Annotated in this window: 14 protein-coding genes; 6 read left to right on the top strand and 8 right to left on the bottom strand. The window is 63.8% G+C overall.

Annotation, left to right across the window (positions count from 1 at the left end):
- The first annotated feature begins 72 nt into the window (after positions 1 to 72).
- From LK12_RS04540 to LK12_RS04565, 6 genes are all read left to right on the top strand, one after another.
- Positions 73 to 1,299: a cytochrome P450 gene (locus tag LK12_RS04540; protein WP_039279754.1), complete on the top strand. Its 1,227-nt coding sequence runs from the start codon at positions 73 to 75 to the stop codon at positions 1,297 to 1,299.
- A 243-nt stretch (positions 1,300 to 1,542) separates the two neighbouring features.
- Positions 1,543 to 1,971 (top strand): hypothetical protein, encoded by a 429-nt coding sequence (locus LK12_RS04545; RefSeq protein WP_156135378.1) that lies wholly within the window; start codon positions 1,543 to 1,545, stop codon positions 1,969 to 1,971.
- A gap of 28 nt (positions 1,972 to 1,999) precedes the next feature.
- Positions 2,000 to 3,220 (top strand): cytochrome P450, encoded by a 1,221-nt coding sequence (locus LK12_RS04550; protein WP_052223148.1) that lies wholly within the window; start codon positions 2,000 to 2,002, stop codon positions 3,218 to 3,220.
- A gap of 37 nt (positions 3,221 to 3,257) precedes the next feature.
- Positions 3,258 to 4,169 carry an NAD-dependent epimerase/dehydratase family protein gene (locus tag LK12_RS04555; RefSeq protein ID WP_039279758.1) on the top strand — a complete coding sequence of 304 codons (912 nt, stop codon included), beginning with the start codon at positions 3,258 to 3,260 and terminating at the stop codon, positions 4,167 to 4,169.
- 86 nt (positions 4,170 to 4,255) lie between these two features.
- Entirely contained in the window at positions 4,256 to 5,197 is a 942-nt protein-coding gene (locus LK12_RS23715) for a helix-turn-helix domain-containing protein (RefSeq protein WP_156135379.1), read from the top strand.
- 195 nt (positions 5,198 to 5,392) lie between these two features.
- Positions 5,393 to 7,885 (top strand): TonB-dependent receptor, encoded by a 2,493-nt coding sequence (locus LK12_RS04565; protein WP_039279760.1) that lies wholly within the window; start codon positions 5,393 to 5,395, stop codon positions 7,883 to 7,885.
- Between the two features lie 103 nt (positions 7,886 to 7,988).
- Here LK12_RS04565 and hypE read toward each other — a convergent pair whose 3' ends face one another.
- From hypE to LK12_RS04605, 8 genes are read right to left on the bottom strand one after another with little or no spacing between them, the layout of a single operon-like run.
- Positions 7,989 to 9,038, bottom strand: a complete 1,050-nt coding sequence (gene hypE / locus LK12_RS04570) for a hydrogenase expression/formation protein HypE (RefSeq protein WP_039279762.1) — start codon at positions 9,036 to 9,038, stop codon at positions 7,989 to 7,991.
- Entirely contained in the window at positions 9,035 to 10,144 is a 1,110-nt protein-coding gene (gene hypD / locus LK12_RS04575; RefSeq protein WP_039279764.1) for a hydrogenase formation protein HypD, read from the bottom strand. Before hypD ends, hypE begins: the two co-directional genes overlap by 4 nt.
- The gene (locus tag LK12_RS04580) at positions 10,141 to 10,380 is read right to left on the bottom strand and encodes a HypC/HybG/HupF family hydrogenase formation chaperone (RefSeq protein WP_039279766.1); all 240 of its coding nucleotides are present in this window, start codon (positions 10,378 to 10,380) and stop codon (positions 10,141 to 10,143) included. Before LK12_RS04580 ends, hypD begins: the two co-directional genes overlap by 4 nt.
- Positions 10,380 to 12,698, bottom strand: coding sequence for a carbamoyltransferase HypF (hypF, locus tag LK12_RS04585; protein WP_082010338.1), 2,319 nt, complete (start codon positions 12,696 to 12,698; stop codon positions 10,380 to 10,382). The genes LK12_RS04580 and hypF overlap by 1 nt, the downstream gene beginning before the upstream one ends.
- A complete protein-coding gene (locus tag LK12_RS04590; protein ID WP_039279768.1) occupies positions 12,699 to 12,977 on the bottom strand; it encodes a hydrogenase maturation nickel metallochaperone HypA in 279 nt (92 codons plus the stop codon).
- The gene (locus tag LK12_RS04595) at positions 12,970 to 13,449 is read right to left on the bottom strand and encodes a hydrogenase maturation protease (protein WP_039279770.1); all 480 of its coding nucleotides are present in this window, start codon (positions 13,447 to 13,449) and stop codon (positions 12,970 to 12,972) included. Before LK12_RS04595 ends, LK12_RS04590 begins: the two co-directional genes overlap by 8 nt.
- A complete protein-coding gene (locus LK12_RS04600) occupies positions 13,446 to 14,735 on the bottom strand; it encodes a Ni/Fe hydrogenase subunit alpha (RefSeq protein ID WP_039279772.1) in 1,290 nt (429 codons plus the stop codon). Before LK12_RS04600 ends, LK12_RS04595 begins: the two co-directional genes overlap by 4 nt.
- Complete coding sequence (locus tag LK12_RS04605) at positions 14,725 to 15,495, bottom strand: NADH-quinone oxidoreductase subunit B family protein (protein WP_039279773.1); 771 nt, start codon at positions 15,493 to 15,495, stop codon at positions 14,725 to 14,727. The genes LK12_RS04600 and LK12_RS04605 overlap by 11 nt, the downstream gene beginning before the upstream one ends.

Below are 15,495 nucleotides of genomic sequence, written 5' to 3' on the forward strand. Positions count from 1 at the left end.
AGCGCCAATGTGATGCTTTGTATTGCAAAGCACAGCGGTCCAGCGAAGATCGCCCGCATTGGAGAGACGCCCATGGCAAGCACTGCAGATACCTCGTTCGCCCCGCCCCACGTGCCGGCAGAGCTGGCCTGGGATCATTCGCTGGCCGAGTACAATTCGCAGCTGGACGATCCGTTCATAGCTGCCAGCAGGCTGATCGATGGTCCGCCCGTCTTCTGGGCCCGCGATGCCGTGCAGGGGCGGCCGGGCTGGGTGATCGCCCGCCATGCGCTGCTCAAGGAAGCCTTCATCGACTGGGAGCATTTCTCCAGCGAAGGCGGCATGGACCTGACGATGATGCTCGGCGTCGACTGGAAGCTCAATCCGGTGAACGTCGATCCGCCGATGCACACCATCTACCGCAAGGTGCTCACTCCGTTCTTCACGCCCAAGGCGGTGGGCCACATGGAAGAGGCGGTCAGGGCGACGTGCGACGAGCTCATCGCCAAGTTCGAGGACAAGGACGGCTGCGATTTCGTTCAGGACTTCGCCATTCCCTATCCCAGCCTGATCTTCCTGCGACTAATGGGCATGCCGCTCGAGATGGTGAACCAGTTCTTCACCTGGGAACAGAACCTGCTGCGGGGAACCACGATGGAGGCGCGGCTCAAGGCCGCACAGGAAATCCTCGAATATCTCAAGTACCATCTCGAACAGCAGAAGCAGCAGCCGGCCACGCCGCTGATGGAAAACATCATGAACGCCCGGATCGAGGACGGCCGTCCGCTCAACGACGGCGAGATCCTCGGGATGTTCTACACCTTTTACGTCGGCGGGCTCGACACGGTCTACGCCACGGTCAGCTGGTCGATGCGCTACATCGCGACCCGCCCGCAGTTCCAGCAGTTCCTGCGCGACAATCCGGACAAGCTGAACAAGACGGTCGATGAAATGCTGCGCATGTTCAGCGTCGTCTCGACCCAGCGGCGGGTGACCAAGGACTTCACGTTCCATGGCGTCGAGATGAAGGAGAACGACCTCGTCGTCATGCCGATCTTCATCGCCTGCCGCGACCCGGAGGCCTATCCCAACCCGCATGAGGCGGACCTCGAGCGCAAGGAGAACATGCTCGCCTTCGCCAGCGGGCCGCACCTGTGCCTTGGCATGCATCTGGCGCGGCGCGAGATCCGCATCGCGATCGAAAGCTTCCTCAACCGTTTCGACGACATCCACATTCCGGAGGGCAAGTCCTATACCTACCACGCGGGCTCGACATTCAATGTCGACAGCCTGCCGCTGGAGTGGACCAGAAAGGCCTGAACCGCCACGTTCGCGGGCAATGTGCGGCTTTGCGGATGGACCGGAAAATCGAAAATCGGTCCCGCCCGCAATTGCGGACATAATCTCCGCCGCCCGGCTTGCTGCAACGGTGGAGAATGAACCATGGCTACCGGTAAGCCGTCCCGGATGACGCCATGAAGGCCGATACCTGCAATGATCAAGCACCCCGCACAGCCCTTTGCACCTGGCATGCTTTGCAAGGAGCATTCCCACTCGGCCTGGGTGACCAATGACCTCGACCGCGCGCTCGATGTGTTCCGCGGGCGCTACGGCGTAAAGGCGTTTTCTTTCATAGAGGGCCCCAGCCCGGAAGGCGGGCATATCAAGGTGGCCTTTGCATGGGCTGGCGGCCAGATCCTGGAAATCATCTGCGCCAGCGGACCGGGCTTCGATTTCTACAACGACATGCTGCCGGACGGCGAATTCGCCATCCGCTTCCACCACCTCGGCTTCCTGATCGAGGATGAGGCCGGCTGGAAACAGCTGGAACGGGAACTGGCCGATGGTGCGTGGCCGATCGCCTATTCGACGCTGACGGGCGAATTCATCGACGCCTACTACATCGAGGCCCCCGAACTCGGTCACTATCTGGAATATGTTCGCCCGTTCCAGGCCGGCGAAGCCTTCTATTCCGCCGTGCCGGTCAGTTGAGCCCTGTTGTTCTGAAAGGATAGGCCCCGTGGCAAGCCTGCAGAGCCCCGCAGAAATCCCGCCCCATGTCCCACCCGAGCTGGTCTGGGACCACGACTTCGTCGCGTATCTTGCCGAACTGGACGACCCCTACCGCGCCGGCGCCCGCCTTCATGACGGACCGCCCGTGATCTGGACCACCAATGCTTCGTTCGGGATGCCCTCGTGGATCTTTGTCAGCAACGATGCGGTGCAGGAAGGCTTTGCCAATGCCCGCAAGTTCTCGAGCCTGCGCGGGCCGTTGACGGCGGCCGTGATGAACCCCGCCTGGAAACTGCTGCCGGTGGAGGCGGATGCGCCCCAACACCAGCAATATCGTCAGGTTCTGCGCCCTTTCTTCACGCCCGAGGCAATGGAGCGGCGCTTCGGCCAGGTACAGCAACTGACGGATTCGCTGATCGACGGATTCATCGAGCGCGGCAGCTGCGAGTTCATCGGTGAATTTGCCGCCATCCTGCCCAATGCCATCGTCGTTGCCATGCTGGGCATGCCCCGGGAGATGCTCGGCCAGTTCCTGGAATGGGAAGACACCGCGATCCACGGCACTTCGCATGCCGAGCAACTGGCCGCCGGCATCGCCATCCACGACTATCTGGCCGGCTACATAGACCAGCAGACGCGCAAGCCCACCAACGACCTGATGCAGGCGATCATCAAGGGGCGGATCAACGACCGTGCGCTGACCGAGGCGGAAAAGCTCGGTCTGGTCTATCTGCTGTTCGTCGCCGGATTGGACACGGTCTTCGCGTCGATGGGGTGGATCATGAAGCATCTCGCGACCGATCGGGAGCTGCAGGACCGTTTGCGCAACAACCCGCAGGACATCCCGGCCGCGGTGGAGGAATTCACCAGGGCGTTCGGCGTCAGCGCCCCTTCGCGCATCGTCGCAGAGGATATCACCTTCCAGGGCGCACCGATGAAGAAGGGTGAGCACATCCTGCTCCCGACCTATCTTGCCGGCCGCGATCCCCGCGCTTTCCCCGATCCGCACGTGATCGACATCGACCGCAAGCCGCGCCACGTGACCTTCGGGCTGGGTCCCCACGTCTGCCTGGGAATTCATCTCGCCAAACGCGAACTGCGGATCATGATCGAGACGTTCCTGGCGCGCATGAACGCCATCCGGATCGCGCCCGGTGGCCGCTGCGCCTTCCACACCAGCAACACGATTGGTCTCGATTGCCTGGACCTCGCATGGGATCCGGCCTGAGCGCCCGCGCCGGAACGACCGAAAAGGGAGGATATTCATGAAAGTGCTCATTGTCGGTGGTGCCGGCTTCATCGGCAGCCATGTATCGCTGTTCTTCCATGATCTGGGGCACGACGTGACGATCATGTCGCGCTCGCGTCCGGGAAACAGCTCCAGACTGCGCGAACTGTCCTTCATCGCAACCGACTACGTCAACGACGACTGCGGCGACGGACGGCTCGAAGGATTCGACTGGCTGGTTTTCTGTGCCGGCAACGATCTGGGCAACTTCCCGCGCGACGGCTCGATCTCGCAGGCCGACTACTTCGCAAAGGCCAACATCGAGGCGCTACCCCGATTTTTCGAACATGCCCAGCGCGCCGGCATCGGGCGGAGCGTCTACATGGGCAGCTTCTATTCCTTCGTTGCGCCGGAAAGCATAGAGACGATCCCCTACGTGCGTTCACGGCATCTTTCCGATGCAGCCGTCCGCGCGCTTTCTTCCCCCGACTTCAACGTCTGCAGCTGCGCGCTGCCCTGGATCGTGGGCTATACGCCGGGGCTGACGAACCCGCACTGGGAAGCTCTCGCCAAGGCCGCCGCAGGTATGATCGAATGGCCCGACTTCGTCCCCCCGGGCGGCGGCAACTTCATGACCTGCCGTTCCGTCGCCCAGGCGATGCTGGGCGGACTCGAACGCGGGGAGTCCGGCAAGTCCTACCTTATCGGCGACGTGAACCTGACCTGGCAGGACTTCTATGGGCTGTGGTACGAAGCCGCCGGCAATCCGCGCAAGCTTGAGGTGCGCGACGAGGACCACCCGATTTTGTCGCGTGAGATCATCGCCTACATCGGCGGCAGGACTCCCGACTACGAGCCTCCAGCGGAGGAAACCGCCCTGCTCGGATACGAGCGCGGCGTCCTGTTCGACGAAGTCAGGGCCAGCTACACCTATTACAGCCAGCTTTAGTCGCTTGCCCGGAGCCGACCGCTCTTGCCATGCGACGGGTTGTAGTGGCACCTTGCAGCGAACGATAATCATGCAGGAGAGGCGGCGTGGCCCGCCTCCCCGGGAGCGGCTTGCCAATGGGTGCAGAAGGGCTGGATTTTTCCTCGCCGGCAAACGCGCACCTGGCCGGCACGCCCATCCATTACGAAGCCGGCAGGCAACTCCGGCTCGGCTCGGCTATCGTTGAGCTGGGAACATTCGACTGGAAGCATCCTGTCGAGCTGATGATCGATCACACCGACGACGTCTTCGCCTTCAATCTCGCTCTTTCTCCCAGGCCGCCGCGCGCACGCATATCCACGCCGGGGTGCCCACAACGCAGAGCCATGGAGACGATCGGTCGTGTCCTCCTGATCTATCCCGCGTCGACATTCCGCCTGAGCGTGCCGGCCGGACACGTGCGTTCCCTCTATTGCGGCATTGATCGCGCAAGTCTCATCCGAATGGTTGGCAATTCGACGTATCTCGACAGCGCGCACGAGGGCCTCCAGACAAAACTCGATGCACTGGCGGTCGAGTTGCTGCTCAACCGCATCTATGACGAACTGCGCGATGCCCGCTTCGGTTTCGAAAAGGCGGTGGACGCTTACGCAACCGCCCTGTGCGTGGAACTTGCCCGCGGGATCAGGGCGCTGGCCGCAGAACCGGAGGGGCGTCGCAAGGGTGGACTCGCTCCCGGGCGCCTGCGCCTGATAGAAGAGCGTATCCGTGCAGATGGCCCCGCCCCTCGCTTGCCGGAACTCGCAGAAATCTGCGGCCTGACGGTCCGCCAGCTGAGCCGCGCCTTCAAACAGGAGACCGGGCGAACGCTCGGCAAGTACATCGACGAAGTCGTCGTGGACCGCGGGTCCCGGTTGCTTCTCGAAACCGACTGTCCCGTCGCCGAAATCGCGGCCATGCTGGGATTTTCGACGACAGCGAGCTTCTCTTTCGCTTTTCGCCGAGCAACCGGCATGCGCCCGAGCGAACTGAGGCGGCGCACCGGTTAGGCAAGAAAATCCGCCCGGTTCACAATTTCGGACAAAATCAGCGCTCTTCCCTTGCTTTGGCACGGGCCCGGTCGCCCTATCGGCAATTCCTGTAATGCTTCCTGATGCTTCGACAAAACCTGCTTGACACAGGGACTTTGCAAGACAAAGTGTCTGTGTCAGCTATCCATTGATAAGTGGGAGTGAGGGGAGGTCATGAAAAGCACACACCTTTGCGCCGCCACGGCGCTTTCGACGATTATGCTGTCTGCCGTAACCACGCCGGCATTGGCGCAGGACAGCCAGGACTCCACAGCCACCGTGGCCTCCGCGCCGGGTGAGATCATAGTCACCGCGCGGCGTTCCGAAGAACGCCTGCAGGATGTGCCGATCTCGATCACCGTCCTAGACCAGGAGACGCTGACCAAGCGAAATGTCGTGAGTACGGCAGACCTTGGCAACTACGTGCCCTCGCTGAGCGTCAACCAGCAGTTCGGTCCGGAAAAGGCGAGCTTCGTCATCCGCGGTTTCACGCAGTCCTATCACACCGCTCCGACCGTCGGCGTCTATTTTGCCGACGTCATCGCGCCCAGGGCGAACGGTCCCACCACGTCGGGCAACGGCGCCGGTGTCGGCAGCATGTTCGACCTCGAAAACGTGCAGGTTCTCAAGGGGCCGCAGGGCACGCTGTTCGGACGCAACACCACGGGTGGCGCAATCCTGCTCGTGCCGACCAAGCCGCGCGACCGGCTCGAGGGATACGTCCAGACATCGCTCGGCAAGTATGACCTGCGCCGGGTCGAAGCCGTTCTGAACGTGCCGCTCAGCGACACCTTCCGGGTGCGACTGGGCGTCGATCGCAACAAGCGCGACGGCTATATCACCAATCACAGCGGCGTCGGTCCCGATCATTATCGCGACACCGACTATATCGCCGCACGCCTGAGCGTCGTGGCCGATCTTACGCCCGATCTCGAGAACTACACGATCTTCAGCTACAGCCGCTCCAACACCAATGGCGACGTTCCCAAGATCACGGTCTGCAACGAGGCCGGCGCGGGAGCCTTCCTGCAGGGAGACCAGACTCAGATACTCGCCTTCCTGGGATGTGCCCAGGTCGCCCGGCAGGAAGCGCGCGGGGACGGCTACTGGGACGTCGAGAGCAACTTCGCCTATCCTCGCCAGCGCATCAAGCAATGGCAGGTCATCAACACCACGACCTGGCAGGCCAGCGATACGCTGACCGTGAAGAACATCGCCTCCTACGCGGAATACCAGGAAGACGCCGCCTTTCACCTGTGGGGCGACAACTTCATCTTTCCCCAAGGTTTCCCGGGCGCGGGAATGCTGTTCACCAATGCCATCACGCTGGTGGGGGGAAGACTGGGCCACACCACGGATCAATCGACCTTTACCGAAGAATTCCAGCTGCAGGGCCGGACGCTCGATGGCCGCCTGAACTGGCAGGCCGGTGCCTACCTTGAAATCAGCAAGCCGCTGGGCTGGAACAGCCAGCTCATCGACATTTTCGCAACCTGCTCGGACATCGCCAATGTCGTGTGCACCAATCCACTCGGCATCGGTCAGATTTCCGATGACAGCACCAAGGACTACTTCAACAACAAGGGCCTCTACGCGCAGGCTACCTACAAGCTGACGGACCAGCTCAGCTTCACCGGCGGCTTCCGTTACACGATGGACCGTCAACGCGACCTGGCCGAGCGTCTCAGCATCATCGAAGCGGTGCCCGGCAGCGGATACTGGGTCTCGGTCTGCCAGCCGACAGTCGACCCCGCCACCGGCGACCTTACCAATTCGGGCGTCGTGACCGATCCCACCGTTTGCGACGTTACCCGGAAGATCAAGTCGAACCGGCCCACCTGGACCATGGATCTCGAGTACCGCCCGAACAACGACATGATGCTCTATGCCAAATGGTCGCGCGGCTACCGCATGGGGTCCATTACCTCGAACAGCATCGGATTTGAAACCGTCGGACCGGAAAAGGTCGATACGTACGAAATCGGCGCCAAGACCAGTTTCCGTGGTGCAATGCCCGGCTATTTCAACGTGACGGCGTTCTACAACGATTTCCGCGACCAGCAGTTGACCACCAACACCGTGGTCGCCCAGGAATACCTCAACAGGATTCCTCCGGCCTCTCCGAACGTCAATGCCGGCAAGTCGCGAATGTGGGGCATCGAGGCCGATGCGTCGATCCGGCCTTTCGAAGGCCTGCAGCTCAACGTGGCCTATACCTACCTCAACACCAAGTTGCAGGAATTCACGCCGCCGCCGGTACCGGTCTATTATTCGGCGGTCTATTCGGCCACCGACGTGGGAGGTCCCCTTCCGCTGTCGCCCAAGAACCGCGTGACGGTATCGGGAAATTATACGCTCCCGCTTGACGACAGCATCGGCAGGATTTCGTTTGGCGCGACTTACGTCCACACGGACAAGAATCAGGCAACGTCGCCTGAGGCCACGCCGGTGTACATGATCAAGGCATCGGATCTGCTCAATCTAAACGCCAGCTGGGATTCCGTCATGAACTCGAACTTCGATCTGTCCTTCTTCATGACCAATGTCACGAACGAAGCCCGGATCGTCTTTCCGTCACAGGCCTATCACCAGATCGGAATAGACGGCGGACACGTGAACGAACCGCGCATGTGGGGCGTGCGGCTCAAATACCACTTCGGCGACTGAGCCCCGTCAGAGGCGAGAAAAGCGAAGATCTCTTGCGCAGGCCGGGCTCTTGCAGTCCGGCCTGCAGTCTTCGTGAGGGTATCGACCTCTGGCCGCCCCAAGTTCAGCAGATGCGCGGAAGCTGTTCGCCCGCGATCCTGTCTAGCGCGTAGCTGCCGCCCATCGTCTTCAGGGCGACGCTTCCGGTTGTCCCGCCCGACCGGACCGAGCCGATGACAGTGGCGGCGCCGTCGAACTCACCCAGAATGGAAAGGGCATGCCCTGCATCGCCTTCGGGCACGATGGCAGCGAACCGCCCTTCGTTCGCGACGTAGAGCGGATCGATCCCCAGGATCTCGCAGGCGCCGCGAACGGGGGCTGAAACGGGAATGGCCGAGGCTTCCAGTTCCATCCCGACGCCCGCGCTTTCGACAATCTCGATAAGGGCCGTCGCCAGCCCGCCACGGGTCAGGTCGCGAAGGCAATGGAGGTTCACGCCTTCCTCCAGCAGCCGCAGGACCGGTGCCGCAACCGGAGCGCAATCGCTGACGATCGGCGGCTCGAAACCGAGGTTCTCGCGCGCCGCCATTACCGCCATCCCGTGCCTGCCAAGGTCTCCGCTGACGATCACGACGTCGTCCGGCTGCACCTGTCGGGGGGAAATCGGCTGCAAGGCAACCACTGCGCCGATGCCCGAGGTGTTGATGTAGAGCCCGTCGCCATGACCGCGCTCGACCACTTTGGTATCGCCGGTGACGAGGCGCACACCCGCAGCCTGCGCAGCATCGCGCATCGACCCGACGATGCGGCGCAGGTCTTCGACAGGAAACCCCTCCTCGATCACGAACCCGGCACTCAGCCAAAGCGGTCGCGCACCGCACATCGCGAGATCGTTGACCGTACCGTTCACGGCCAGCGAGCCGATGTCGCCGCCGGGAAAGACCAGCGGCCGGACGACATAGCTGTCCGTCGTAAAAGCGATCTGCGCACCGGGAACGTCGATCAGTGCGCCGTCGTGCGTGAAGTCCTCGGGCGACTGTGCGAAGGCGGGCCGGAAGACCTCTTCGATCAGGCGATGGGTCAGCAGTCCCCCGCTGCCGTGGGCAAGCTCGATCCGTTCATTGCCGTGGTCGGGCACCGGACATTGCAGCGTGAACCCCAGGGTCTCGGTCATGCCACTGCTTCCCGAACCCTCGCCTGACGACGGTAGCGGTAGTAGGCCGCGCAGGCGCCTTCGGAGGAGACCATCGTCGCGCCGAGCGGATGCTCGGGTGTGCAGGCCGCGCCGAAGGCCGGGCAGTCGCATGGCTTGCGGACGCCGCGCAGAACTTCGCCGCTGATGCAGGCGCTTTCGCTCTCAGCGCCAACCGCGATCGCGGGAAAGCGCTCTAACGCATCGAAATGGGCATAGGGCGGCCGCAAGCCCAGACCGCTCGCCGCGATCCGCCCCATGCCGCGCCACTCCTGCGACTGGACCGCAAAGACCCGCTCCACCGCCGCGCGCGCAGCAGGGTTGCCGGCAGGACGGACCGAGCGGCTGTACTGGTTCTCGACCTCGCAGCGCCCCTCTTCGAGCTGCCGGAGGCACATGTAGAGGCCCTGCATCAGGTCGAGCGGTTCGAACCCGGTGACGACAATGGGAATGCGATAGCGCTGCGCGATGGGTGGATAGTCCTCGTATCCGACCACCGTGCAGACATGACCGGCCGCAAGAAAGCCGTCCACGTCGGAGGCGGGATCGCCCAGCAGCGCTTCCATGGCTGGCGGCACCAGAACATGGCTGACCAATAGCGAGAAGTTCGTCAGCCCCTTCTGCTCCGCTTGCAACACAGCCATCGCCGTGGCCGGAGCCGTCGTCTCGAACCCGATGGCGAAGAACACCACCTCGCGCTCGGGATTGTTCCGCGCGATGTCGAGCGCATCGAGCGGCGAATAGACCATGTGCACATCCGCGCCCCGGGCCTTGGCAGCAAGCAGACTGCCTTCGTTGCCCGGCACCCGCAGCATGTCGCCGAACGAGCACAGGATCGCCTCGGGACGACTGGAGATGGCAATCGCCGCATCGATCATGCCCGGCAGAGTCACGCAGACCGGGCAGCCGGGGCCGTGGAGCAGGGTTACGCCCTCGGGGAGCAGGCGATCGATCCCGTGACGGACGATGGAATGGGTCTGCCCGCCGCAGATCTCCATGATCGACCACGGCCGCGTCACGGTCCGGGCAATCGCCTCGGCATAGCGATGCGCGTCGGCGGCATCGCGGTATTCGTCGACATGCTTCACCGGGCGCTCTCCGACGGGATCTCATCGAGCAGCGCCAGGGTACGCTGCGCTTCGGCCTCGTCGATCACGGCAATGGCGAAACCGGCGTGGACCAGCACATAGGCGCCGGGCTCTGCTTCCGGGACATAGGCCAGGTTCACCCGCCGCACGACACCGGCAAAGGCAACGCGTCCCTTGCGGGTGAGCGGATCGTCGCCCTCGATTTCCAACAGCTCGCCGGGAACTGCAAGGCACATCAGCCGGTCACCTTATCCAGAAGGCGCGCCGCCCAGGCCGCCTGTCCTACCGCCAGCCCACCATCATTGGGGGGCACGCGGATGGCACGGTAAACGCGAAAGCCCGCCTCCTGCAAACGCGTCATCGCCAGTTCGGTGAGAAGCGCGTTCTGGAAGCATCCTCCAGACAATACGACCTGCGAGATACCCTCGTGCCGGGCGAGGGCGACGATGGTCTCGGCCAGCCAGTGGTGGAACCCGGCGGCCAGATCTGCAGCCTCCACACCGGCAAACGCGGCATCCGCCAACGCGGACACCATCGGCCGCCAGTCGATAGCCATCACGTCGCCTTCCGGCACGATCACCGGGCGCGGCAAGGCATGTACCGTCCTCGCCGCCTGCGCCGCGAATTCGACCGCCATGGCCGCTTCGCCATCGAACGAGGCACGCTGGCAGAGGTTCAGAAGGCTTGCCACCGCATCGAACAGCCGCCCGGCGCTGGAGGTGAGAGGGGCATTGAGCCCTCGTTCCGACATCGCGCGGAGCATCCCCCGTTCTTCCGCGGAAAAGGCCGCGAGAGGCGTATGACCCCTATCCCACAAAGCATCGCCGTGGAGGGCATGAAGCACGCCAACGGCGGTTCGGCGCGGCTCGCGAATGGCTGCCTCGCCGCCCGGCAAGCGGAACGGCAACAGATGCGCGACGCGGCGATGCGCGGTGCCATCGACGGTGAGGAATTCGCCGCCCCACAGCGTTCCATCCTCGCCGCAGCCGGTGCCGTCCCAGGCTACGCCCAGAACCGGGCCGGTGAGCGCGTGCTCGGTCATGACAGCCAGAACATGCGCCAAGTGGTGGGGAACGCGGGAGACTGGATGCCCCATGCCATCCGCCACGCGGGAGGTGTGATAGTCCGGATGCGCGTCGCAGGCGACCGCTGCAGGTTCAACGGCATAGAGCGAACGCATGGTCGTGACCGACCGTGCAAAGGCTTCGCGTGTCTCACTGTGGGCGAGGTCGCCGATGTGTGGGCCCAGCACGATCTGCCCGCTCCGTCCGAGTGCCAAGGCACTCTTCATATGCCCGCCCAACGCCACCAACGGTTGTGTCTGCTTTGGATCGGGCAACACCAGCGGCGCCAAACCGCGTGCGCAGCGCAAGACGGTCGGCTGGCCGGCAATCACCCGCAGCACTGAGTCATCGACCGGATGCAGGATCGGGCGGTCATGGGTCAGGAAGAAATCGGCAATATCGGCAAGCCGGGCGAAAGCCTCGTCATCATCGGCCGCAATAGGCTCGCCGCTGCGGTTGCCGCTGGTCGCTACGATGGGAAAGCCCAGCGCGTCCATCAGCAGGCCATGCAGCGGCGTAATGAGCAGCAACAGGCCGATGTTCGGATTGCCCGGCGCGACATTCGGCGCAAGAGGACGGACGGCATCCTTGCGCGCCTGGAGCAGCACGATCGGTGCCGCAGCGCTTTCCAGCGTGTCGCGCTCCAACGGGGAAAGATGCGCGATGGCCTCTGCTTCCGCCGACGAGCCAACCATCACGGCAAAAGGCTTGGCAGGACGATGCTTGCGCTCTCGCAGCCGCGCGACCGCTTCCTCATTCCGGGCATCGACGAGAAGTTGAAAACCGCCAAGCCCTTTAAGCGCTACGATACGGCCTTCGCGCAGGGCTTCTATCCCGCCCTGCAGCGCATCGTCCGACTTGGCCAGCAGCGTTCCATCGACAGCATGCAAGGCCAGTTGCGGCCCGCAATCGGGACAGGCGTTGGTCTCGGCATGGAAGCGGCGCGAAGCGGGATCGTCGTATTCGGCCTGACAGGCAGGGCACATCGCGAAGTGCCGCATGGCGGTGCGCGCCCGGTCGTAGGGCGCCGTCTCGATAATGCTGTAGCGCGGGCCGCAGTGCATGCAGGTCGTGAAGGGATAGCGATAGCGGCGATCCGCCGGATCGAAGACTTCGGCGCGGCAGTCCTCGCACATCGCCAGATCGGGCAGGATATGAGCTGAGGGCGCGGCATCAGAACTGCTTGATGAAATGGTAAAGCCCTGCCGCCCGGTTGGCTCAAGACTTTTCCGCGAAAGCCCTTCAATCAGGGCCGGTGGACGAACCTCGCGCCTTAGCCGCGCCAGAAACCGCTCGATCGCGCTGTCGGGCCCCTCCACTTCCAACGTGACGCCGGCAGCGGTGTTGCGCACGTAGCCTGCCAACCCCTCGTCCACCGCCAGTCGGTACACGAAAGGCCGGAAGCCCACGCCCTGTACGGCGCCTGTCACGTCCAGCCTGATCCGCTGGGCGTCTGGCACGGCAAGGCAGGCGGCAGGCTCCATCGGCATTCAGTCTTCCGTCTCGGAGACCTCCAGATCGACGCTGCGGATCATCACGTGCAGCGCATCGGGATCACCCGGATCGTCGGACGTGAGGATGTCCAGCGCCGCGCCCTCGGCGATCGTGCCGCGCGCCTCGTCGTCGAAGTGCTCGCGAAAGTGCTCGGGCGAGAACTGGCTCAGCGCGCCTAGCCAGACCTGAACCCCCGATACGGCCTCGGCGCCGGCATCGCGCGCCACCGTTTCCAGATGGCGGACGAGATCGCGGACAATGCCCGTTTCATGCATGGTTTGCAGCCTCCTGCAGTCTTGCCACTTCGGCGGTGATACGTTCCGCCACCGGGCCGATGGCCGCAGAGACGGGCGGCGTCATCTCTGCCCCTCCGTCGAAACGCTGCCCTTCGACAGCGTAGACGACGATATCAGGGGGCGCGAGATCGAGCGTCCGGGCGAGCGCGATCGCTTCGCCCAATCCGAACGCATGGCTGGAGAGGAACGCCATGTCGCGCGGCAACTCCTCCTCTGCCAGATCGATGCGGTGAATGCGGCCCGGCTGATCGCCACCGCCTGCGGCATCGACGCAGATGAGCGCATCGAAACCGGCCCAGTCCTCAAGCATCGTCAGCATGTCGCCGCTACGCGCCATGAGCGTCACCTCGGGCGGCAACTTGCCGGCCAGCGCCTCGGCGACAGCCGGTCCCAAACCGTCGTCGCCCCGGTCGGGGTTGCCCAGGCACAGGACCAGCAGGCGCCGCGTCACGTGCGGTGCACCGACAGCTTGAGGAAGTGCGCCGAGCACGAGATGCAGGGATCGTAATTGCGAATCGACTGCTCGCAGAGATGCCGGATCACGTCGTCGGGCTCGCTGGCAATCGGCGCGGCGACGGCGGCGACGTCTTCCTCGATGCTTGGCTGGTTCTGCGACGTGGGCGGCACGATGCGCGCGGTGCGGATCGTGCCGTCTTCCTCGAAATCGTAGCGATGCCAGCAGATGCCACGCGGGGCCTCGCTGCAGCCGAAACCGGTTCTCGCACGCGGTTCGAGCGGTACGGCGGGGCTCTCCGGCTGCTCGTAGGCGGCAATGAGACGCAAGCCCTCCTCACAGGCAAAGGCCGTTTCCAGCGCGCGCACGACGATGCTGCGGAAAGGATTGGAGCACACTGGTCCGAGCCCCGCCTCGCGCGCCAGTCCCCGGATCGAACCCGGCAGGCGGTCGTAGTTCAGCGCGTAGCGCGCCATCGGCCCCACCAGATAGGCCCCGCGCCGCTTCACCAGCGCATGCAGCGCGGTGGAATGAGCGACGTGGCGTTCCTCGAATTCGCTTTCGAAATCGGCAATGTCGATATCGATATCGCGGTTCGAAACCAGCCGTCCTTCGGTGATCGGATATTCGTCCGGGTGGCGCATCGCGACGAATTCGTAGTCGCGTTCGAGGTCGGGGAAATCGAACGTCGCAACCCAGCGCACCAGATCGACAGCCAGGTCGAAGGCCTGCTTGAGCTCTTCCGCCAGCGGCACAAGTTCGGCCTTGGTGGGCACCTTGTAGAACCCGCCCGGCTTCACGTTCACCGGATGGATCTCGCGACCGCCCAAAATCCGCAGGATGGCATTACCGGTCTTCTTGAGCGCCAGCCCCTTGCGCACGACGTCGCCGTGCTTTTCCGCCATGCGGATCGCATCGGGATAGCCGAGGAAATCGGGCGCGTGGAGCATCACCACATGCAGCGCATGGCTTTCGATCCATTCGCCGCAATAGAGCAGCCGCCGCAGCGCGCGCAGTTGCCCTTCGACCTTCACGCCGAAAGCATTCTCCACCGCCTGCACGGAACTCATCTGGTAGGCGACCGGGCAGATGCCGCAGATGCGCGCGACGATGTCCGGCAGCTCGATGTGCGAGCGGCCCTGCAGGAAGGCTTCGTAGAAACGCGGCGGCTCGAAGATGCGCAGGTTCGCGGTCTTCACCGTGCCGCCCTCGATATGCAGATCGAGGGCGCCTTCGCCTTCGACGCGGGCGAGATAATCGACCTTGATCGTCTTAGTCGTCATGCGCCGCGCTCTCCTTGCGGAAGGGTTCGGCCCAGGCATTGAAGCTGCGCAGGGCGCGCCGGATATCGCGTCCGTCGGCGCCCAGTTCGCGCCATCCGCGGGCCAGCGCCGGCATGTTGGGCGTTTCCATCGGACCGTAACAGCCATAGCAGCCACGCCGGTAGGCCGGGCAGATCGCGCCGCAGCCGGCATGGGTCACCGGGCCGAGGCAGGGCGTGCCCTGTACCATCACGCAGACGCTGCCGCGCTGCTTGCACTCGATGCAGACGCTGTGCGCGGGCACCGCCGGCTTGCGGCCCGCGAGAAAGGCCGAGATCACCTCGACCAGTTGCGCCTTATTGATCGGACAACCGTGGAGTTCGTAGTCGACCGGGATATGCGCCGAGATCGGCGTCGATGTCGCCAGCGTGTCGATGTACTGCGGCGAGGCATAGACTGCGGCCACGAAGTCCTTCACGTCGGCGAAATTGCGCAGCGCCTGGATGCCGCCCGCCGTCGCGCAGGCGCCGATGGTGACGAGGAACTTCGATTGCTTGCGCACTGCCAGAATGCGCTCGGCATCGTGCGGCGTGGTGATCGATCCTTCGACCAGCGAGAGGTCGTAGGGCCCTTCGACAATGGCGCTCGAGGCTTCGGGGAAGTTCGCGATCTCCACCGCCCCGGCCACGGCCAGCAGTTCGTCCTCGCAATCGAGCAGCGAGAGCTGGCAGCCGTCGCACGAGGCGAACTTCCATACGGCGAGTTTGGGGCGGGCGGTCAT

The organism is Novosphingobium malaysiense, assembly GCF_000802225.1.
In the GTDB taxonomy this organism is placed as follows: Bacteria; Pseudomonadota; Alphaproteobacteria; order Sphingomonadales; family Sphingomonadaceae; genus Novosphingobium; species Novosphingobium malaysiense.